The organism is Pseudoalteromonas sp. T1lg21, from assembly GCF_002964625.1.
GTDB classification, from domain to species: Bacteria; Pseudomonadota; Gammaproteobacteria; order Enterobacterales; family Alteromonadaceae; genus Pseudoalteromonas; species Pseudoalteromonas gelatinilytica.
In genome coordinates, this window is sequence record NZ_PQBX01000061.1 from 307,599 (window position 1) to 328,094 (window position 20,496).

At 38.6% G+C, this 20,496-nt stretch carries 21 protein-coding genes and 1 pseudogene; 19 read left to right on the top strand and 3 right to left on the bottom strand.

Annotation, left to right across the window (positions count from 1 at the left end; all coding sequences use genetic code 11):
• Positions 1-150: 150 nt before the first annotated feature.
• The 3 genes from C2M25_RS18060 (at position 151) to C2M25_RS18070 (ending at position 2,747) form a co-directional block, all read left to right on the top strand.
• On the top strand, positions 151-705 hold the full coding sequence (locus C2M25_RS18060; protein WP_105181780.1) for an isochorismatase family protein: 555 nt from the start codon (positions 151-153) through the stop codon (positions 703-705).
• A 76-nt stretch (positions 706-781) separates the two neighbouring features.
• Positions 782-2,248, top strand: a complete 1,467-nt coding sequence (locus C2M25_RS18065; RefSeq protein WP_105181781.1) for a methyl-accepting chemotaxis protein — start codon at positions 782-784, stop codon at positions 2,246-2,248.
• Complete coding sequence (locus C2M25_RS18070) at positions 2,232-2,747, top strand: DUF6436 domain-containing protein (RefSeq protein WP_105181782.1); 516 nt, start codon at positions 2,232-2,234, stop codon at positions 2,745-2,747. The genes C2M25_RS18065 and C2M25_RS18070 overlap by 17 nt, the downstream gene beginning before the upstream one ends.
• Positions 2,748-2,800: 53 nt before the next feature.
• Here the strand turns inward: C2M25_RS18070 and C2M25_RS18075 are convergent, their stop codons facing one another.
• Positions 2,801-5,071: a CHRD domain-containing protein gene (locus C2M25_RS18075; protein ID WP_105181783.1), complete on the bottom strand. Its 2,271-nt coding sequence runs from the start codon at positions 5,069-5,071 to the stop codon at positions 2,801-2,803.
• Between the two features lie 298 nt (positions 5,072-5,369).
• On the opposite strand from C2M25_RS18075, the gene C2M25_RS18080 reads away from it, so the two are divergent.
• Positions 5,370-5,786, top strand: a complete 417-nt coding sequence (locus tag C2M25_RS18080; RefSeq protein ID WP_063701142.1) for a hypothetical protein — start codon at positions 5,370-5,372, stop codon at positions 5,784-5,786.
• 57 nt (positions 5,787-5,843) lie between these two features.
• On the opposite strand, the gene C2M25_RS18085 is transcribed toward C2M25_RS18080, so the two are convergent.
• Entirely contained in the window at positions 5,844-6,542 is a 699-nt protein-coding gene (locus C2M25_RS18085) for a hypothetical protein (RefSeq protein ID WP_105181784.1), read from the bottom strand.
• A gap of 160 nt (positions 6,543-6,702) precedes the next feature.
• Here C2M25_RS18085 and C2M25_RS18090 point away from each other — a divergent pair, with 160 nt between their 5' ends.
• From C2M25_RS18090 to C2M25_RS18135, 12 genes are all read left to right on the top strand, one after another.
• Entirely contained in the window at positions 6,703-6,990 is a 288-nt protein-coding gene (locus tag C2M25_RS18090; RefSeq protein ID WP_105181785.1) for a hypothetical protein, read from the top strand.
• A 111-nt stretch (positions 6,991-7,101) separates the two neighbouring features.
• Positions 7,102-7,698, top strand: a complete 597-nt coding sequence (locus C2M25_RS18095) for a hypothetical protein (RefSeq protein WP_158679745.1) — start codon at positions 7,102-7,104, stop codon at positions 7,696-7,698.
• Positions 7,699-7,905: 207 nt separating this feature from the next.
• A complete protein-coding gene (locus C2M25_RS18100; protein ID WP_105181787.1) occupies positions 7,906-8,388 on the top strand; it encodes a hypothetical protein in 483 nt (160 codons plus the stop codon).
• Between the two features lie 234 nt (positions 8,389-8,622).
• Positions 8,623-8,775, top strand: coding sequence for a hypothetical protein (locus tag C2M25_RS21760; RefSeq protein ID WP_158679746.1), 153 nt, complete (start codon positions 8,623-8,625; stop codon positions 8,773-8,775).
• 113 nt (positions 8,776-8,888) lie between these two features.
• Positions 8,889-9,176 (top strand): hypothetical protein, encoded by a 288-nt coding sequence (locus tag C2M25_RS18105; RefSeq protein ID WP_150114719.1) that lies wholly within the window; start codon positions 8,889-8,891, stop codon positions 9,174-9,176.
• A gap of 404 nt (positions 9,177-9,580) precedes the next feature.
• Positions 9,581-10,183 (top strand): hypothetical protein, encoded by a 603-nt coding sequence (locus C2M25_RS18110; protein ID WP_138625720.1) that lies wholly within the window; start codon positions 9,581-9,583, stop codon positions 10,181-10,183.
• A gap of 322 nt (positions 10,184-10,505) precedes the next feature.
• Complete coding sequence (locus C2M25_RS18115) at positions 10,506-11,012, top strand: hypothetical protein (protein WP_138624921.1); 507 nt, start codon at positions 10,506-10,508, stop codon at positions 11,010-11,012.
• A gap of 414 nt (positions 11,013-11,426) precedes the next feature.
• Positions 11,427-11,705, top strand: coding sequence for a hypothetical protein (locus C2M25_RS21765; protein ID WP_138624920.1), 279 nt, complete (start codon positions 11,427-11,429; stop codon positions 11,703-11,705).
• Complete coding sequence (locus tag C2M25_RS18120; protein ID WP_063707735.1) at positions 11,698-12,345, top strand: hypothetical protein; 648 nt, start codon at positions 11,698-11,700, stop codon at positions 12,343-12,345. The genes C2M25_RS21765 and C2M25_RS18120 overlap by 8 nt, the downstream gene beginning before the upstream one ends.
• 325 nt (positions 12,346-12,670) lie before the next feature.
• A complete protein-coding gene (locus C2M25_RS18125) occupies positions 12,671-12,991 on the top strand; it encodes a hypothetical protein (RefSeq protein ID WP_105181789.1) in 321 nt (106 codons plus the stop codon).
• Between the two features lie 27 nt (positions 12,992-13,018).
• Positions 13,019-14,329, top strand: a complete 1,311-nt coding sequence (locus C2M25_RS18130; protein WP_105181790.1) for an RHS repeat domain-containing protein — start codon at positions 13,019-13,021, stop codon at positions 14,327-14,329.
• On the top strand, positions 14,329-14,880 hold the full coding sequence (locus C2M25_RS18135; RefSeq protein ID WP_058584092.1) for a hypothetical protein: 552 nt from the start codon (positions 14,329-14,331) through the stop codon (positions 14,878-14,880). The genes C2M25_RS18130 and C2M25_RS18135 overlap by 1 nt, the downstream gene beginning before the upstream one ends.
• Positions 14,881-15,579: 699 nt before the next feature.
• On the opposite strand, the gene C2M25_RS21870 is transcribed toward C2M25_RS18135, so the two are convergent.
• The gene (locus tag C2M25_RS21870) at positions 15,580-15,747 is read right to left on the bottom strand and encodes a hypothetical protein (RefSeq protein WP_199775192.1); all 168 of its coding nucleotides are present in this window, start codon (positions 15,745-15,747) and stop codon (positions 15,580-15,582) included.
• Positions 15,748-16,011: 264 nt separating this feature from the next.
• On the opposite strand from C2M25_RS21870, the gene C2M25_RS18145 reads away from it, so the two are divergent.
• From C2M25_RS18145 to C2M25_RS18155, 3 genes and pseudogenes are all read left to right on the top strand, one after another.
• A complete protein-coding gene (locus tag C2M25_RS18145; RefSeq protein ID WP_105181791.1) occupies positions 16,012-16,206 on the top strand; it encodes a (2Fe-2S)-binding protein in 195 nt (64 codons plus the stop codon).
• Positions 16,207-16,364: 158 nt separating this feature from the next.
• Positions 16,365-17,897, top strand: a complete 1,533-nt coding sequence (locus tag C2M25_RS18150) for a phospholipase D family protein (protein ID WP_058584094.1) — start codon at positions 16,365-16,367, stop codon at positions 17,895-17,897.
• A gap of 253 nt (positions 17,898-18,150) precedes the next feature.
• Positions 18,151-20,405: pseudogene (locus C2M25_RS18155) on the top strand (acyl-CoA dehydrogenase).
• The last annotated feature ends 91 nt before the right edge of the window (positions 20,406-20,496 follow it).

Sequence of the window (20,496 nt, forward strand, 5' to 3'; positions counted from 1 at the left end):
TATTATTTGCGCATAATTTTTAACAAAATATAGCACAATTATGACCGTAATTAATGGTTCTGAAAAGAAAAAATAGTAATAAGGTCTACTTGTTGCTGAAACTGAAACCTATGCTATAACTAGTTCAATTATCAGCAGTTTGAGAACGTGATGCGCCATTCATTTATAAGCCAAAAAAGTAATGCATTGTTATTGATTATTGACCTTCAGGCAGGGCTTGAACCGGTAATTAACGACTTTGGCTTAGCTGTTAATCAGACCGAAAAGTTAATAAAAGCAGCTAAAGCTTTAGATATTCCCTATTTATTTACCGAACAAAACCCAACCAAGTTAGGTAAAAGTAGTGAACAACTTTTACCCTTTATAAATAGCAATAACTGTTATCACAAAATGCATTTTAGCGCGTGCCAAGAGGCGCAATTTGACCGTCAATTGGCTGACTTTAACCGTCAGCAAATAGTAGTGACTGGTACAGAATCGCATGTGTGTGTTCTGCAAACCTGCTTAGACTTAATTGCCAATGGCTATCAGGTGTTTGTGGTTGAAGATGCCATTGCATCTCGTAACGAAAAACATAAAGAATTGGCTGTTAAGCAGCTATCGGCAGCAGGTGCTATTATTACTTGTACAGAAAGCGTGATATTTCAATGGCTGGAAAAAGCAGGGACAGAACAATTTAGAGCATTATTGCAGTTAATAAAGTGAACCATGATACGTATCAAACCGTATTGGCGCGATTAATTGTATTTTTGTAAATTATTTAATGATTAAGGCTTTATCTATGACGAGTGTACGCCGCCTTTTTACTTATTTGTTCCTTTTATTGTTTGTTGAGTCTTTGGTTTTAGGCTTTATCTATTCGACCTTAATAACGGGGGTAATAACCGGTTTATTACTGCTGTCTTTACCGCTTTGGATGCTCAATCAATACCCAACGAGCAAATTAACCGCTCATGTTGTTGCTGCCGGTTGCATGATGTTTTCGTTTTTACACATCCAACAAAGCTACGGGCTTATTGAAGTTCATTTTGAAATATTTATTTTAATGGCCGTATTGATCATGTTTGTTGAATGGCGCGTGTTTATTACTGCACTTGCTTTTGTGGCCGTACACCATTTGAGTTTTTACTTTTTACAGATAAACGAAGTAGGCTTATATGTTTTTGACCCAGACCGATTGTATTTTAGCACCGTACTTATTCATGCTGTGTACGCCATTGTTGAAGCAATTGTAGCGGGTTACATTGCTAAAACCCTTCATCGTGAACGTAGTTCTGGCTTATCGTTAAGCACAACGACAGAGCAAATAATGGCCGACGAAAACAGCATTAACATAAGTTTAAGAGCGGATGACAGAAACAGTGAAGCCGTAGCGGGTTTTAACCGCTTACTAGGTTTTGTATCGAGCGTGATTGGTGATGTTCAAAGCCAAAGTAGTGTTTTAAAAAATCAGTCTAAACAATTACTTGAAGTACACGACGAATTGCATGAGCAAGCACTTCATCGTGAGCAGTTATCTGCAGATATCGCGCAGTCAGGTGAACGAGTCGCCGAAGGCTTCGCTCATGTGGAACAAGAGAGTAATGAACTGCAAACACAATTTGAGCAGCTCCATTTAAGTGCCACAGAGGCATTAAATGAGGTGGCGAATACAGACAGCAAAACAGCTGAGCTTGCGAATAATCTTCAAGAGGCTGACCAAAATATTAGCCAACTTGTAAGTGCATGTTCGCATATCTCAGAATTACTCAATGAAATTTCGTCAATTGCTGAGCAAACGAATTTACTAGCGTTAAACGCTGCAATTGAAGCTGCGCGTGCTGGTGAACAAGGTCGCGGTTTTGCGGTGGTGGCTGATGAAGTGAGAAACTTAGCAACGCGCAGTAAACACACGACAGATAAAATAACCAATACGCTTGAAAGCTTGATGCAAAACAGCGCCTCATCAACCAAGTCGATGCAAGGCAGTGTTGCGCTTATAGAGCAGTTGTCGGCGATTAGTTCGCAGATGAAGCTGCAAATTACCGAGATGACAGAGCAGGTGAATGTTGCCGCAAGCAGTTCACAATCGGTTGCACATGTAGTGCAAAATCAAGCGGGCAATACACGTGCTATTGCCGAGAATTCACAAGCCTTAATTGCTAATCAAGCCAACGACAACCTGATGATTGAAAAACTCACCGATCGCGTGCAGTTAATTGATGTAAGTATCGATGTGCTGGAGCAAGGTATTGCTAAATTCAAATAGCAAATGGGTGATAGTAGCAACTCTGGTTTGGGTTGCCTCTGTAGTATTGGCCTTGGTGTTTGCTTATTCTCAACAAGCAAGCACCTTTGATCCAGATAAAAAGTTAGGCGCAGCTAATTGGCTGCGTACTTTTCAACAAAGTATGGAGCTTGGCATCAACAATGTCGATACCCTGTACATTATTGATGAAAACACCTGTGTATGCTCAGCACGCTCACAACCGCACATATCAAGCCTTAGCAGCTATGCTGCAGAACAAGGTGTTGAAGTGATAAAACTTAAACCAACATCTGCGGTTGCTGCAATATTACCCGCTCAACCTGCCGCAGTACTTGTTTCAGAAAATCAACAGCTTGTGTATGCAGGGCCATTATCAAAAGGACTCGCATGTTCAAGTCAGAATGGCTTTGTTGAGTTAGTAATTGCAAACTTACGTGCGGGTTTTAATAGCCAGTTTATTAACTCAGATGCTGAGGGATGTTATTGTGAGATTAATTGAACTAGGAAGGTAACGAAAAGAGGCCAAAAATATTGGCCTCTGACTTTATAAAATTATTGAATTTGGCCTCGTATCTCACCGCTTGGGTTTGCAGGCGTATGAATGTTTACATAATGACCGCCTGAAGCTAAAACTGAAAAGATATCGGCGTCTATCATTAATCCTGTGCTGCTCATCCAGCGATTCATATCATCACTGTCTTGTACAAGAGGAGCTAACACAGGGCCATTTTCACCGGCTACACCGGTATGAATGTGTGCAGCACTTGCATCGCTTACACCCGATGTTAATACTTGCAGCTCAACACTGTAATCATTGGTATTCACTAGCGCATAACCATCACCAGATGCATCCGTTGTAACTGCGGGCACTTCTTGTTCACCAGAAAGCGGGAAGGTGACAAACACATAGTTATCGGTAAGGATTTGACCGCGTAGTTCACCACTTGGGTTAGCTGGAGTATGCACATTAACGTAGTGACCACCTGATGCGAGTACTGCAAAAATATCTGCATTGATCATGGTGTTTTCAGGTGTTTGCCATAGGTTCATGTTATCGCTTGATTGCTCTAACGCAGCAAGTACGTCGCCATTGGTGCCTATACGACCTGTATGAATGTGAGCTGCAGTGGCGTCACTCACACCTTCGGTTAACGCTCTTAATTCTAGATGGTAATTATCCATGTTAACTAATGCATAACCACTACCTGATGCCATCGTATCAACAGCTGGCACTTCTTGCATACCACTAAGCGGGAAAGTAACGAGCTGATAGTTGTCAGTTAGGATCTGACCTCTAATTTCGCCACCCGTGTTAGCAGGCGTATGTACGTTAACGTAATGACCTCCTGATGCAAGTACCTCAAATATCTCTGCGTTGATCATGGTATTTGCTGGTGTCATCCACATGCCTGCGTCAGTTGTTGACTGCTCAAGTGCAACGAGTACGTCGCCATTCGTGCCAACTCGGCCAGTGTGAATGTGTGCACCTGTTGCATCATCAACACCCATTGTGTTTACTAATAGCTCTAAAGCATAGTTATCCATGTTGATTAATGCATAGCCTTCACCGCTTGCATCAGTTTCGAGTGCAGGAACTTCTTGCTCACCGCTTAGTTTAAAACTCGTAAAACCATAGTTACTGGTTAGGATTTGCCCACGAAGCTCGCCGCCAGCATTAGCAGGTGTATGAACATTGACATAGTGACCGCCAGAAGCCAGCACTGCAAAAATATCTGCATTGATTTGCGTGTTGCTTGGTGTCATCCAGACGTTACTGTCGTCCATTGATTGTTCAAGAGCTACTAATACATCGCCATTAGTACCGATACGACCTGTATGAATATGCGCAGCACTTGCATCGTCTAAGCCTGACGTGACAACAGTAAGCTCTACACTGTAGTCTGTTGTATCAACAAGAGCATAACCATCACCATCAGCCATGGTGCTGACCATAGGCACTTCTTGATCACCACTCAAGTCAAAGGTCGCAACTGCATAGTTGTCTGTTAAGATTTGGCCGCGAATTTCGCCACCGGCAAATTCAGGTGTGTGAACATTAACATAGTGACCGCCGTCTAAAAGTACTGCCAAAGTGTCGCTGTCGATCATGGTATCTTCTGGGACTACCCAGTCAGTCATGACTTCATCGTCTTGTTCTAAAGTCACGAATACATCACCATTTGAACCTAATTTTCCTGTATGGATGTGAGCTGCTGTTGCGTCATCAACACCCATAGTCACCGCACGAAGTCGTAATTCTGTCGTGGCGCTATCATAAGATGCATAGCCATAACCCATTGCGTCACTGTCGTTCATAGGCACTTGCTGATCGCCATTTAAAACAAACGTGATGATGCTGGTTGTATCAGGCACAATTTGCGCACGAAGTTCGCCGTTTGCATATTGTTCGGTATGAAGATTAATGTACCAATCGCCATCCATTAGATCAGCAATTAGGCTTTCATCAAGGTCGGTAATTGCGACTTCATACATACCATCGGAAGTGGCCTCAAATGCAAAAGCAACATCACCATTAGCGCCTAAATCGCCGTCGTGTATGTGTGCTGCGCTAAAACCTTCGACTGAGCTTGCATCAAGTGTTGCACGAAATTGCATTAAACTTTCGTCAAGCTCTACCGTTGCAGTCGCTGTTTGCATTGAGTCATTCATTGGCACTTCTTGTTTGCCACTTAAAGTTACAGAATAGGTTTTACTTGGAGTGAATTCTTGAACTGGGGGAGGGGTAACTACTTCGTTGTCGTCATCATCATCGCTACACGCGGTGAGAAAAAGTAAGCTGCTAGCCAGGAGTATGTATTTCATCGTTCTTCCTTATATCTTTGTATGTTCGGACGTTACGACGTGTCCATTTCAATAAGGCTTACGGCTGGTGTTTAAAAAGCGATCACAAAAGGTTATTCAAAAGTTAAAAACTGATTCTTTAGTATTGGTTTGTTGAAAGAGGGGATTAATAGTTAAAGTTTAATATCGCTAACTTTAAAGGAACATACATGCTTAGCAACATAAAAAGTTTTGGGTAGTAAATGGGTACGGATTGTGCATCTATTTTGTTTTCAAAAGGTTTATAGCTAAACGTCAAAAAATTAACGATAGGAAAACTATGCAGCTAACTTCGTACACATCCTCATTCCTAAAAGAGCCATTATTAGATCAGCAAAATAAAAATGAGCTAAACCCAGAAAGTGAAAAAGCAACAAACCTTCAAGGCTCTAAACAACAAGAAGCGGGCGTTGATTCTGATCCACAAGCAGAAGCTCAATCAAAGACATCACAAACACAGCAAGAGCTAGTAGTGAAAATAAAGGAGTTACAAAATAAGATTAATAGTTTAAAAAGCAACAAAGACCTAGCTCCAGAACAACGAGAAAGTGAGTTGCTAGAGCTTAATGAACAACTTGATGAAGAAATAAATGCAGTCCAGCTTGCCGTAAAAAGTAATGTTTCTACGATGATAAACTCATTGTTTGCTCCTACTTCTAGTAATCACTCTGGTATGCTGTTTAACAATAAAGCGTAAGTTTAAGGCAAAGCGCTTGTTCGCAGTTACTTTGCCAATTGCATATTTATAAGTCCGCTAAATTACATACTTTATAAGTGAGTAGATGAGAGTACATATAAAGGTAAATAGGAAGAACCATTTTATGTGAACTGTTATTGGTGACCCGCGTTTGGCTGTTCTGATCATAGTGACTGGGTAATTATACTCAACAAGTGTCTTGAAAAGCTCAGGATGTTCTAAGCTCCAGTCATTTAAAGGAATTGAATCACCATAGCGAGTTTTAAAAATAACAGAAAATAGATAGGCACGCCTAGGTTGTGGATCGTTAATATCGTAGCCGCTTTTGGTGCGTGTAAAATTCCATACGGCCTCAACATTAAGTAAATCTTCTCTTTTAAGTGTTCGTGCTTTTCTGTCATCGAATAAAAGTGCAGGCAGGTAAACCTCTTCTTTGTTTATTTTAATTTCGCACAAGGGAGATTCATGGATGAAATAACGCTTATTGGCAATAAACATCTGAATTAAAAAGTAACTGAGATATGTAATAATCACAGCGGCAATTGCACCTGCACCGGATTGTGTTTTCCAAACAAGGTGACATGCAATAATGAAAATAACGGCAGTAATTAATTTTGCCTTGAATTTCTGTGCTTTCGGTAAAGGCACTGCACATCTTATGATAGGTATTTCAGGTTGCACTTTCGTTTTTATGAAAGTCTGAAAAAAGATTGAGTTAAAGTTATCACGGGTTAACTCAAAAGTAGGCGCTTCCATGTGTCCTCGGTTACAGATTTAGTATTAGACGTAAAATAGCAAACGCAGTGCTTTACTATCAACTAAAAACACCAGATTGTGTTTAAGTTTGGTTGGAGCACAACTTGCTTTTTATTGGTATAGTAAGTTACTGATAAATATGTAAATGTGAACTGGTGAAATGATAGATTATTTTCTTATTATTTTGATGTTACTTTCGGCTGTTTTATTTTTGTTTGTAATGGTTTTGTTTATCTTAGCTCCAAAATACGCAAAAAAAGAGCTTTTCATAAACTACTACGGCGGAACAGGTGCAATTTATCATGGTTTTAAGCTGTTCAAAGTTGAATCCTATCGGGAAGACAAAGTGTGGGCTTGTAAAGCCATTAAATACTCATCTATAGCAATTGTAGTAATGTTTTTCATTATGGTTTTTTTAATAAAAATGAATGGAATTCAACAGAGCTAGGAGTCGGTTCTTGTTTCTCTTTCGTGGATTATGGTTAAGCACTATGCCAAACAACGTAACAGCTTTTTTCTGAGCTAATCGTAGAGACTCAAGTTAAATGGTGGAGATAATATGAGGTATTTAATTTTTATCCTTTTATTCCAAAGCGGCATTTGCATGGCGTTGCAGCCTATATCTGAATATTGTGAAGGCTCTTATCTGTTAGGCCGAATCGGAGGTGATATTTTTGCAGCAAACAAATGCCTAGTATATGGTTACACTGCTGAGGATATGACTTTCTTTAAGAATAGAAACACAAGTATTGAATTCGATGATATTAAACCTTCAATAGAAAAGTTTATCAATATTGTCAATTCTGAAGTAGATTCATTTTTAGATAAACAAAAAGCTTTTGATGAATACACTGGAGTGATAGATAGTTTCTCAGTGCCTCTATTTGGGAGCTATGATGAATTCGAAGATGCTAAAGCTTCATTAGTATTTTCGATTAACTATACAACTAGTTGTAACATATCAGTGTTAGATTACAGTGGAGGTGATAAATTTTTGGTTGGATATAAACTAAATCGCATGACTGATGAAGGTAAATATAACTATGATTATTTGCTTATAGTGCTCCCTAAAGAAGCAAAAATAAATAAAGCGGATAGTGATGGTTTAATAGATGCTTTTTGTCATAATGATTTAAGCTTTAAAAATAAAGAATAATGGTAAGTAGCTTTTATCTATCCAAAGAGGTCGAGCTACATTTTTCCTTCTAAATTATAATACCCACTTCAGTTCAGTCTTTAGTTGAGGTAAAAAAGAAAGACCTGAACCCATTTTGTGTTCGTTCGATATTGGCTCGGGGAAAAGAAACTAGCATGGTTCATACGGCAACTTCGGCCCATAGATTAGCCATAGGAGATCTAGTTAATGTATGAACTTTATTTTCAGTCTGATTTTTCAGGCACCAGGCTTGGGTTTTATTTTTCACTTATTTGTTCTGTTCTACTAATATTGTGCTGCCCGAAAATAAAATACTGGTACGAAAATAAACTAAAGTTTGAAAAGAAAGTTAACTTCTGGTTTGGCTTCTTATTTGTATTTGGCTTTTCTGTAATGCAGTCACTGTCATTTTATTGCCTAGTATTAAAATCAAATGACATAGATTCTGGAAATTATTCTACAGTTGAAGGAGCTATTGAAGATATTCAAATTGTTGAAAGAAATAGTAGAGAAGAGGCTTTTACTGTTGATGGAGTACGCTTTAAGTACAATGATTACGGAACAGAAAACTCCTTTTTTGCGAATAGAAAGCATGATTCAGATACAATCCAAGAGGGGCGAGTTGTTAAAATTGCTTACCTTAGAGAAGGAAATGAAAACCTGATTTTTGAGTTGAGCGTAAGAAAGTAAATGTTAGCAAGGATGTGCTCTTTTTAACTCAAGCAAACAACTGCTGGAGGCGTTCTATCAGATCTCCAAGGGGAGCAAATTTGAACATAGTTTTATCACTGCTGCTATTAGAAAGGTGTTGGGAAAATTCAAACCAATGCAACGTATGGGCGTGTAATAATCCAAGCAATTGCTGGGGGACTGTGGATGTGACCACAACAAACCAAGCTCAATATAGTGAAGATTTGTATTAGTATGAGTTTTTTTAAAGATGGAACCTTAATCAACGATAATTTAATTGATTATTCTACTGAAATTAACTACGAGTCACAAACAGTGATTGGTAGCAAGTCTCACTTTCGGGTATTGGGTGGTTTTGGGAATAAAGGGGTCATATGCGAAGTATAATTTTTTTGGTATCGATAATCCTAAATTTTGTATTAATTTATATAGCTTATGGTTATAACCATGATAAGAATGGGGTTTTTATTCTAGCTAATCCTTATGAAAGAAAGTGTCTAATGGACTGGAAATCTAAAGACCCAAACGTTTCTTATATCAAAGAACATAAAGTGAGCGGTCCTGAGCCTTTTAAGGAAAGTGTCATATTGGAGTTTGGAGGCTACCCTTCAAATGTATCTTTCGAATATGAGTTTTCCTCTTGTTTTAGTGATAGTTTTACTTGGGTAAAATCACTAGAAGAGTTAGATGTTACGGTGGAAATCTTCAAGTCTCAGTCAAAAAGTGTTGGATTCTATAAACCTATGGATTCAGATAGAATACTTGTTTATGGAGATCATGATCACTAAGGGGCCTCAATAGACTTTTAATCTAGAAAAATAGTTGCAATGGGTTAATTTAGCACTTTCTGATTTTGTGTAACTTCCTTTGGTGAAATGAACAGTCTAAACAAATTTGAAGGTTATTTTAAAACCAATAGGGTCAGGTCTTTCTTTTTGCCTTTTAGCTAGTCCAATGTTGTTTATAAGCAATGGTTTAATAGAAGTTATCAACGTGTTGAAAAGAGTTGGGTGATTATCTTAAGCTTCATTACTCCTACTCAAGCGCGAGTCGGTTAGTGGCAAAAGAAAGACCTGACCCCTATGGTTCAAGCTCGGGGGATACTAGGAGTTTGGGGTGCTACCTTAACTGCAGATCAGTACTATTATAAATCAAACTCTTTCATTAAAACTATTAATGAAATTGAAATGTCATGTATAAGAGATATAGCTCAAAAATGAGGGGAAATTATGTGATGTTGGTGAGGTTTTTTTTATTTTTGATAATAGCTTTCCCTGCTTTTTCGTGTGAAAAGTCACTGGAAGCTGTAAGGCTTATTGATATTAATTATGTAACAGATATTGAAGGTATATTTAAAAAATATAAAGTTGAGGTTGAGAAGAAGGTTATTTTTGGACAAGAAATATTAACTGCAAAATCTGATTTTATAAGTAGAGGTTTTTTGGATGTTGAAGTTTATAAATTCGAGATTATAAAATTTAAAGGTGAGCGTTTTATAATTGAATTTTCAATAAACAATGGGCATTCATTTAAACACGATATGATTGATTTTGATGATTTGATTAATAAAATTAAAAATATTGAAAAATCCACTACATGCAGTGATGAAATTTCTGAAGCTTGGATGGATCTGGCTGTGCTATTAGAAATCACAGCTAAGCCAAGAAAGCGTAATCTTTATGTAGATGAACAAAATAGACAAGTGATTATCTTTGATGGTGATAACTGGAACAGTTTTTATCCATCTAAGGATGGTAAAAGTATCATAGTTGCAAGTGCCTACATTGATAACTGATTTCATAGTTTTTTCGTTCTTAACAAAGTTTATAAAAGAGATTAGAGATATCTATTAGTAAAACAAACAGGCTCAGGTCTTTCTTTTTGCCTTTTAACTAGTCCAATGTTGTATATAAGCAATGGTTTAATAGAAGTTCTCAACGTGTAGGGCATTTTACGATGGGCAAGCACAAACTCCAGAATGGATTTAAATCGGCAAAGTGTTACTTCAATTTGGCAAATCTAAAGCAACATCAAGGCGTAAGTTTGCGGTATTTGTTGAGCAAAGAAAAGAATTGGATGATTATTTTAGCCGCACAATTCAAGCATGAAGTATGATAGTGGCAAAAGAAAGACCAGACACATGGATTCTACATTCATGGATAGAAGCAATGTGTATGTATTTGATGCTCGTCAAAGTTCAAGTAATACATGAGAATAACAAGATGAGAAAATTTATATTTTTATTATTAACACTAAGCTCTGCCATTCAAGTATCTGCTAGGGATGATGGTTATAAGCAAATAACTTGGAGTAATTTATTTGAAAGTCATAAAAAATTAGTAGGTGAAAAAGTAACTTTAACAGCTTTTTATAACTTCGCAGGTTTTTATAAAGATCTAGAGAGTGCAGATAGTTTTTCAATGGAGTATTTGGTATTCCCATTTTATGGTGATGTTACAAAAGATTTTGTTAAGCATTGCAATGAGAGATTGCTTATAGTGGAGGGGGTTATTTCTAGTCATGAAAAGAGTAGAGCCCCACGAATTAAGAAAGTAACTAGGTTAAGTCCAGTATCAAACCCTGAATATAACTGCTTGGATCAAATATCAGGTTTTGTGAATTAAAAACCAATAGGAACATTATTAACCAGCCTTTGAAAAGTTCACGAGTGGATTTCTTCCGAATATTTTTAGTAAAAATAAACAGGGATAGGTCTTTCTTTTTTACTTTTGCTAATCAAATGGTGAGTTTATGTAATGGCCTAATAAGAATCATTAAAATGTTGGGCATTTTACGATGGGCAAGCACAAGCTCCAGAATGGATTGAAATCGAGAAAGTGTTACTTCAATTTGACAAATCTAAAGTGATAGCAAGGCTAAAGTGCGCGCTATTTGTTGAGTAAAGAAAAGAGTTGGGTGATTATTTTCAATTACACTATTCGCGTGAAAGTAAGATAGTGGCAAAAGGAAAGACCTGACCCCGAGGTTCTTTAGTAGGAAGATCTTTAAGCAGTTTAACTGCCGAAGAAGCTAAACTATTGCTATCCAATAATCCATTGAATCAAGGAAAGATAAAGCTTGATGGTGGACATGTTAACTTTTCATGTGACAGCGAAGGTAGTAGTGTTTTCACCAGAGTTGCCAATACAACACCGGGGATGAACTCAATGGCTGTGTTTCATGATGTATGGATGGCTAAATGGAACGTAACTAATGCTGTTGTTTTAGGCGTAACAATTGTTCCTGCTGCTTACATGAGCTACGAAACATTAGGTTTTAGTTACTACAAGTATTTGAGTGGTGAACTTGATGGTTAAGAAGATATTAACATTCTCTGTTGTGCTTATTGGATTAGTTGGCTGTACAACTAGTCAACATGTAAATATTGTTAATACATATTCATTGTCGCCTATTTCTTACCAAAAGGTAGGCTATAAAGACGAATGGAAAGACCTTTGGCCAATAGTTGACTTTCAAGATGGAGTGTTGGTTAAGATACACCCAGATTCATGGGAATCATTAACTTTTGGAACAAAACACTGCTCAACGAATCAGAGTAAGTTTTTCATCCAGTTCTGGTCCAATACAGATACTCTAATTGACTTTGAAAAATCATATTTCGTTACTGAGAAAGAAGATAAAGTTGCTATAAAGTCTGTCTTTTCATTAGATCAAAAAGAGACTTATTTCAGTAGTAATAACCACTCGCTTTTGACCAAATTAAGAAGAACAGAATTAGCTAAAAATGAAATTTTGGCTTTGTGGGAGAGCAACAATTATCAAGAATTAAAGAAAAACTCAGGGGCTTTAAGTTTAGCTTTAGAAACAGAGCGGTTTGTTGGTTGCCCTAGAGATAAATTTAAATTATTTATTAGCTTTAAGCATGAAGGTTCAGATGCTCAGCATGGTTACTGGCTCTATTTTGCTCCAATAGAGTTTAAAGCTTTTAGTAGATAAGTAATCTGCCGCTTCAGTGGTTTGGGAATAACCTAAACCGTGCAGAAGAAAGCCAGCGTGAGCTGGTTTTCTTTTATCTGGCGTTTAGCGCTTCGTGCTTCGCTTCCTTTGGGTTGGTGCCAAGGGAGGCGAAGATTTTAAATCGCTTAATATCCGCTTGGTGTCAAAGCGAGCAGATTTAATTCTATCTATTCAGAGTCAAATTGCTTAAAAAATGTCATGCAATCAAAGTAAATAAACAGGGGCAGGTATTTCTTTTTAGCTAGTCCAATGTCATATATAAGCAATGTTTAATAGAAATTCTTAACGTGTTGGGCATTTTACGATGGGCAAGCACAAGCTCCAGAATGGCTTTAAATCGACAAAATGTTCGTTCAATTTGGAAAATCTAAAGCAACATCAAGCCGAAAGTTTGCATACTTTGTTGAGCAAAGAAAATAATCGGGTGATTATTTTCAATTACACTATTCGCGTGTTAGTAAGATTGTTGCAAAAGGCAAGACCTGACCCATGTGTGGAAACATTATATCTCAAAGGGCTATATGAGCGTTTAACATTGCCTTCAGGAAATGTTGAACACAAATACTATGTTGGGAATACTGTAGTAATTGACAGTACTGATGCTAAGCAAAGTAAAACTTTATAAACGCATAAGGACCATCTAGGCTCTACCGTGACGGTAACAGACGCGAATGGCAGCGTTGTTCAGCACATAAACTATGATGCGTGGGGGAAACAAAATCGGTTCTATACTAGTAGCTCATTAGTTTCTTTGTTGAATCAACAAAGCCCCGTGGAAAGTAAAGGTTATAAAGGTCATAAAGAAATATCGGATTTAGGTATTATCCATATGAACGGTTGGATCTACGATCCAACCTTGGGTCGGTTTTTGCAGGCTGATCCGTTTATTCAAGCTCCGGGCAATTCGCAATCATATAACAGATACAGTTATGTGCTGAATAACCCGCTGAGTTATACAGATCCATCTGGATATTTTTTCAAGGCCATTTTCAAAGCTATAGGCAAGAATAAATGGCTTTCATCGTTTATCAGTATTGCACTTAATTTCATACCCGGATGCCAAGTATGGTGTAGTGCAGCATTTAATGCTGCCGTGACTTATGCTGTGACGGGGAGCTTGAAAGCCGCTGCTATCGGATTTGTTGCTTCTGCAATTAGTCCGGGAGGAATGAACCCCGCAGCCTTTATTGCGAGGGGAATTATAGGAGGGCTAACAAATAAAGTATTAGGTGGTAATTTTGGGTATGGTTTCATTGCGGCGGGGGCTGGAGGTGCAGCAGGTGGAATAGGTAATGTACCGTTAAGAATACTCGCTTCGGCAGTAATAGGAGGAACTGTTTCAAAAATAACGGGTGGAAAATTTGCTAATGGTGCTACTAGTGCGGCATTTGCAACTGCTGTTGAAGCGGGCTTCAAAGGAGAGTTTTCATCTGGTAAAAAGTTTGATTCTAACTCAGTAGAAGATGTTGATGAATTTATTAAAAACACAAAGTTAGCTTCAAAAATAACGAAAAGTGAAGATGGCACTTCAATGAGTATTGTTGCAACAATTAGCGGTAGTGCTGAAATTAGCGCTGCAGATCTTGATTCTTATGTGTCTGCCATAGAATCACAATGGACCGGGACATATTCAGATGATAATGGTAAACAGCTGTCATTAACTGTCGATCTACAAATAGTAGAGTCAGGTGGCGACTTTTCAGTTTTAGCGTGTGCAAAGTGTGGCTATAGTTTAAACGAAAATAGACAACTTCGTCTTATACGTGGAATAGCGTTACAAGGAGGAAATAAAATGTGGTATAGCAAACAATACGGTGGGAAATATACAGCTGGTCACGAATTTGGCCACGTCCTTGGGTTCGACCATATTGGCACTAACCAACTAATGTCCTCAGGAGGCGGTGGTGGTTTAATTAGAAACCCTAGCTACTCGACTATAAAAACCTTGTTCGAGAATTACTAATGAAGCTAATAAATTTAATAAGTTATGTTGTTACTGTTAATTTACTTCTTGCATCACCTATTACAAAAAGTAGTGAAAAAGAAGTTTTTGTAAAAAATATTGCACCATCACTGACAACTGACGGATGGTGCAAAGGGTATGAAATTTTTTCGTTCGAAAATAAAACTACGTTAGAAAAGAAAATTTATTCAGAATCATATTGTCGTAATAGCGAAGATAGTCAAGCAAAGGTTATTACGTTAGGACCTAGCATATCGGATGAGCAAGTAAATTATGCAATGAGCTTACTGATGGCATTAGGGGTAATAGAAGGTGGATTTAATCGCTCCAGCAATAAGATTGAATTTGATTTGTCTACCCTAGAAAGCAAGGAACCACTACAGTCTATGCATGAATTAAAACACATCCATGTTGAATTAAATCAACAATGTTTACTAAATAGACATTTTAATGTTTTCGCTAAGTTAGGAAACAAAACTCACCTAGTCGAAGTTATTACAAGTGGAAAAACAGTTAAGACTATTAAAACTGAAAGAGTTGCGATTGATTGACACGTGGTTAATTTCGAATTGAAATAGTTGGAACAAATTTTAGTTATAAGGACAAGGAGGATAAACGTTGGAGAAAAGGACTAGATATGCAAGTTCACTGGATGACCTGCTGCTAGGAGCTGTAACTGAGGTCTAAACTTCTGGGGTCAGTAGAACCAATGGGGTCAGTAGTGTTGTTTACAAAATTATCGTCATAGTTTTTACCAAATTATTTATCTGAGTTATGACGGGGATAAGAAAGCCTGCGGGAGCTGGTTTTCTTTTATCTGGCATTTAATTTGCGAGTTTGGATCTTCGCTTCCTTTGGGTTGGTGCCAAAGCAGACAGACGCTGCTATATCTATTCAGAGTCCAATTGATTAAAAAATGTTTCGCCATCAACAAGGTCATTTTCGTCTAGATCTTGATAACGCTTTTTGACAAGCGCAAGCTTCTCAACCTCATCGACATTGCAATCGAGGTGATCTTCGCATCGAAAGATAATTTTCTTGCGAATAGCGTTAGGTCTATCTGGTGATGGTACAATTATCTCAGTTCTAATATCGACATGCTTTTTACAGCAGGCCGAGCATTCAGCATTGTGAAAGTCAATTTTGTTTGTCAGTATTATTAGCTCCAACATTGTAGTAGGTTAATTAAAATCCGCTTGGTGCCAAAGCTAATGGGCTAAAAGAAGCGATGAGCTTTTTAACCCCCTAATTTACTCTGGCGAAAATCCGTGGCGAAGCATTTCGAAATCGTCTAAATCGATAACAGCTCGTTTTCCGCGTCCCTTGAGAGCGTAGCAAGAGTTGCTTGCTGTTAATATCTGCAGAGCCTTAACATCCATAACTGTAACAATATACCAATCTTTTACTGTGGTGTTCATAAGCTGAGCCTCACATTACTCGATAGCCTATGATTGATCTTTTCATTCAACTGCAACACTAACCACCCCTCAAAAAAGTTAAAACTTTTTTCTTTGCTCGCTTTTAACTAACTGCCCAAATCATAAGGGAAAATTTTTAGCTGTGCGCCATTTAGGAAATTTTGGTATAAAAGTTATGCAAATATTGCCTATAACACTATTGCGAACTATTACCGTTTAGATTAATATGCTGACCATCAAGAGAAATGAGAGTGGTTTGCATTCATGTATATCTGTTTATGTCATGGTGTGACTGATAAAAAAATCGAACAAACAATTGATGATGGCGCTATGACGATGCGTGAGTTATCAAAAGAGTTGCAAGTGGGTAGCCAGTGCGGCAAGTGTTGTGGTTGTTGTAAAAAAATTCTTAATCGCAAACTGATCGAAATTGCAGATATCACTGAGCAAGTAGCGTAATTACTTGCTCTTAAGCATGTTTGCTTAACTATTTTTCCTTTGTTTAATTCTTCTAATTTATCCCCATACTTACGAGTTTTTATTTGCTTTTAACCCCTTCATTTATTAGGGTTATAACAAAGCAGATACGTGTATCACACGGTCATTGGTAGGAAGCCATGATAATAGACTCTTCAAAATCACTTTTTTGTGCAGTACTCATTTTAATCACCGCGGGCTGTGCGCAGTTACCTTCACGAGAGTCCATTCAACCAAGCTATGCCATTGCAGCGGATACACCCAGTACCATAGGAGATGCAGTGGGTAATAATCATCCTGGGTTATCAGGGTTTTATCCTTTAGCAGATGGGGTCGATGCCTTTGTAGCTAGGTTGGCACTCATTGATTCTGCAGAGCACACCATTGATGTGCAGTACTATTTATACCACAGGCAGCAAACCACCATTTTATTTACGGCCTTTTTATTAAAAGCCGCAGATAGAGGGGTAAGAATTCGCTTGTTGCTTGATGACTTATCGCAAGCTGACAGTGAGCTTGATTTAGCTGCACTGGCTGTTCACCCTAATATTGAAGTTCGATTATTTAATCCATTTCCTAACCGTCGTTTTAGAGCGCTCGGTTTTGTTACCAACTTTAGCCAGCTTTCAAGACGTATGCATAACAAGAGCTTTATTGTTGATAATCGGATTTTTATCACCGGTGGGCGCAACATAGGCAATGCGTATTTTTCGGCTGAAGATCATTCTGAATTTATTGATTTAGATGTGATGAGTGTTGGCGAGATTGTGCCAGAGGCATCAAAAGCATTTGATTTATATTGGAATCATCAGCTGTCTTACCCTGTTGAAGATTTACACGGTGAGCGTGATGAGCAATCACTTATTGATATCACTAACACCTTATCGACCTATGTTGAGCAAAATCAGCAGAGTAATTACGTTGAGCAGTTACGCGAAAGCGCCTTTGTAAAACGCTTATTGCACGATGAAATAGAATTCGATTGGCAAAAGTCTGTGTTGTTTTATGATCACCCCGATAAGGTGATGAACGACGTCAGTGAAAAATCGGCCAATATGTCGCCAATGTTGTTTAAAGAAATGGGCGAGCCGAAACAAAAAGCAATTATTGTGTCGCCGTATTTTATTCCTCGTGAGCAGGGCGTTAAATTACTAACCAATTGGGCAAAGCAGGGCGTTGATGTCACTGTGCTGACTAACTCTTTGGCTGCTACCGATGTATCTGCGGTGCATGCTGGTTATAAAAAGTATCGAGAAGATCTCGTAAAAGGCGGGGTTAAGCTGTGGGAGTTAAAACCCAGTGACTTAATGGCCATTAAACGCAAAGCGGGGCGTAAAGTAACTGGGTCATCACAAGCAAGTTTGCACGCAAAAACCATGACCTTTGATGATGAAAAGATTTTTGTGGGCACCATGAACCTCGACCCTCGCTCGCTTGATTTAAATACCGAGATGGGCGTTTTAATCGAAAGCGAAAAGCTTAGCCGCTTTTTGGCCCATTGGGTTGATACGCAAATGCCTGAATATGCCTGGAAAGTCGAGCTTAAAGATAATGACTTAGTTTGGCTCGACACTGTGAGTAATGAGCAGTTTGATGAAGAGCCACAAACGTCTTCGTGGCGACGTTTTCAAGTGTGGTTTATTTCGTTATTCCCTATCGAAGATGAGCTCTAAGCCATTCCTTCAGTATTTATACCTAAGCCCAACTTTTTAGTTGGGCTTTTTGTTTTCAGCCTTTAGTTGTTAACCATTTCGGGATAAAAAAAGGCGTTTGAGCGTACACGTGTAAACCCATTGTATTCAAGTGCTTAGCGTGCAAAGAAAAAATAAATATAAAAAAATGTTAAAAAAACTGGTTGGACCAATTGATCTATTGCTCGTTTTATGACGTAATGTAGGTATTACTATCTGGTCGGATGAGTTTATTATGAGCTTACGTACAAAATTAAAAAAAGTATTACCTAGTATTTCAATTACAGAACAAGAAGCGTTAGATGCGGGTGATGTTTGGTTAGAAGGTTCAATCTACCAAGGTAAACCTGATTTCGATGCACTTCGTGACGTGCCAGCAGCTAAGCTGAGCGCTGAAGAGCAAGCATTCTTAGATGGCCCAGTAAAAGAATTATTATCTATGATTGATGATTCTGAAATTCAAAACGGTGTTCATCTTCCTGACTACATTCTTGATTTCTTGAAAAAAGAGCGTTTTTTCTCGCTTATCATTCCTAAATCATTCGGCGGTTTAGAATTCAGCCCTTATGCAAACTCAACAATTGTTGCGACTATCGCGACTAAGAGTTCTGCGGTTGCGGTAACCGTGATGGTTCCTAACTCATTAGGTCCAGGTGAGCTATTACTTCACTTTGGTACTAAAGAGCAACAAGATCACTACTTACCACGTCTTGCAAATGGTCGTGATATTCCATGTTTCGCGCTTACTAGCCCAGAAGCGGGTTCAGATGCGGGTGGTATTCCAGATATCGGTGTTGTTAAACGTGGTCAGTTCAATGGCGAAGAAGTATTAGGTTTAGAAATTACCTGGGACAAACGCTACATCACACTTGCGCCAATTGCGACAGTATTAGGTTTAGCATTTAAAGTAGTTGACCCTGACGGTTTACTCGGTGGCAAAGAAAACCTAGGTATTACCTGTGCGCTTATTCCTAAAGATCACCCAGGTGTTGAACTTGGTAATCGTCATGATCCTATGGGCATCCGTTTTTACAACGGTACGACTCGCGGCGAAAAAGTATTTGTACCAATGGACTTCATCATTGGTGGTCAAAAGAACATCGGTCGTGGCTGGCAAATGCTAGTTAGCTGTTTAGGTGCAGGCCGTGGTATCTCGTTACCAGCACTAGGTGTTAGCTCATCACAAGTAGCATTTAAAGGTGCTTCAGAGTACGCAGCAGTACGTGAGCAGTTTGGTCTGGCGATTGGTCAATTCGAAGGTATCCAAGAGAAGCTTGCTGATATCGCAGGTAAAACTTACCTTCAAGAAGCAATGCGTGTATTAACAACAGAAGGTTTAGGCATGGGCTTAAAACCTTCTGTAGTCACTGCGATTGCTAAATACCACATGACAGAAATCGGTCGTAACGTGCTTGATTCAGCAATGGATATTCAAGCAGGTAAAGCAATTCAAAATGGTCCGCAAAATACATTAGCAAGTGGTTATGTTGCACAACCAATCGCAATCACGGTTGAAGGTGCAAACATTCTTACTCGTAACCTTATGATTTTTGGTCAAGGTGTAATGCGTTGTCACCCTTACCTGCAATCTATGGTTGAGTCTATCCATAGCGAAGATAAAAATGCAGATAAAGAATTCAACAGCATTTTACGTAAAACAGTGGGTTACAGTGTAGCTAACAGCTTACGAGCTTTCCGTTTAGGTGTATTACCGTTTACTGCGGGTGCTAAATCGTCACTACCAGAAGTACGTGCTTACGAAAAAGCAGCGCACAAACTATCTGCAAAACTTGCAGTTTACGCTGACTTCTCGTTATTGGTACTGGGCGGTAAACTTAAGCAAGCAGAAATGTTATCTGCACGTTTAGGCGACGTAATGAGCTTCTTGTATGCGGCGATGGCATCAATTAAATATTACGAGCAAAAAGTAGCAAGCAGTGAACGTGAGCAAGCTGCGCCTTACTTCCACTATGCGACTCGCTTTGCACTACAAAGCGCTGAAGAAGCATTGCATAAGTTCTTAGATAACTTCCCTGCAAGTGGTACTCGTAAGTTTATGCGTTTCATTACGATGAACACTCAATGAAAATGCCTAAGATCAGTGATGATTTAATCCGTGAACTTGCGACTCAAGCGCAAATGGATACGGCATTTAAAGCGCAAATCACTCACTTGGTTAAACCAATTGAAGGTGATGGTCATCACATCAATGAGCAAGCGTACAAAGCGAAAATGGCATGCCTTGATTTACTTGCAAAAGTTAAAAAAGCACTGCGTGCTAAGACTATCAAGCCGGGCGTTCGTTTTGCAGAAACACTTGATAATGCACTTGTTGCAAGTGTTATCAACGAAGAAGAGTATGCAAAACTGATTGATTACAACAAGAAACGTGAAAAAGCGATTCGTGTTGATGAGTTCGATTTTGATATGAACTTACTGGATGACAACGCAAAGCCAGTTAACCCACTTAAAAGTGTGGTAAACGAGTAATTCAACAATGCAAGTCCTTAGCAGTATTAGGACTTTATCTTCGAAAACCCGTGTTTAGCACGGGTTTTTTATTGCCTATAGGCCGTTGTGC

Coding starts and splice junctions, on each gene's coding strand:
- C2M25_RS18060 (WP_105181780.1), top strand. CDS start 151: ATGCGCCATTCATTTATAAGCCAAAAAAGTAATGCATTGTTATTGATT.
- C2M25_RS18065 (WP_105181781.1), top strand. CDS start 782: ATGACGAGTGTACGCCGCCTTTTTACTTATTTGTTCCTTTTATTGTTT.
- C2M25_RS18075 (WP_105181783.1), bottom strand. CDS start 5,071: ATGAAATACATACTCCTGGCTAGCAGCTTACTTTTTCTCACCGCGTGT.
- C2M25_RS18080 (WP_063701142.1), top strand. CDS start 5,370: ATGCAGCTAACTTCGTACACATCCTCATTCCTAAAAGAGCCATTATTA.
- C2M25_RS18085 (WP_105181784.1), bottom strand. CDS start 6,542: ATGGAAGCGCCTACTTTTGAGTTAACCCGTGATAACTTTAACTCAATC.
- C2M25_RS18090 (WP_105181785.1), top strand. CDS start 6,703: ATGATAGATTATTTTCTTATTATTTTGATGTTACTTTCGGCTGTTTTA.
- C2M25_RS18095 (WP_158679745.1), top strand. CDS start 7,102: ATGAGGTATTTAATTTTTATCCTTTTATTCCAAAGCGGCATTTGCATG.
- C2M25_RS18100 (WP_105181787.1), top strand. CDS start 7,906: ATGTATGAACTTTATTTTCAGTCTGATTTTTCAGGCACCAGGCTTGGG.
- C2M25_RS21760 (WP_158679746.1), top strand. CDS start 8,623: ATGAGTTTTTTTAAAGATGGAACCTTAATCAACGATAATTTAATTGAT.
- C2M25_RS18105 (WP_150114719.1), top strand. CDS start 8,889: ATGGACTGGAAATCTAAAGACCCAAACGTTTCTTATATCAAAGAACAT.
- C2M25_RS18110 (WP_138625720.1), top strand. CDS start 9,581: ATGTATAAGAGATATAGCTCAAAAATGAGGGGAAATTATGTGATGTTG.
- C2M25_RS18120 (WP_063707735.1), top strand. CDS start 11,698: ATGGTTAAGAAGATATTAACATTCTCTGTTGTGCTTATTGGATTAGTT.
- C2M25_RS18125 (WP_105181789.1), top strand. CDS start 12,671: ATGGGCAAGCACAAGCTCCAGAATGGCTTTAAATCGACAAAATGTTCG.
- C2M25_RS18135 (WP_058584092.1), top strand. CDS start 14,329: ATGAAGCTAATAAATTTAATAAGTTATGTTGTTACTGTTAATTTACTT.
- C2M25_RS21870 (WP_199775192.1), bottom strand. CDS start 15,747: ATGAACACCACAGTAAAAGATTGGTATATTGTTACAGTTATGGATGTT.
- C2M25_RS18145 (WP_105181791.1), top strand. CDS start 16,012: ATGTATATCTGTTTATGTCATGGTGTGACTGATAAAAAAATCGAACAA.
- C2M25_RS18150 (WP_058584094.1), top strand. CDS start 16,365: ATGATAATAGACTCTTCAAAATCACTTTTTTGTGCAGTACTCATTTTA.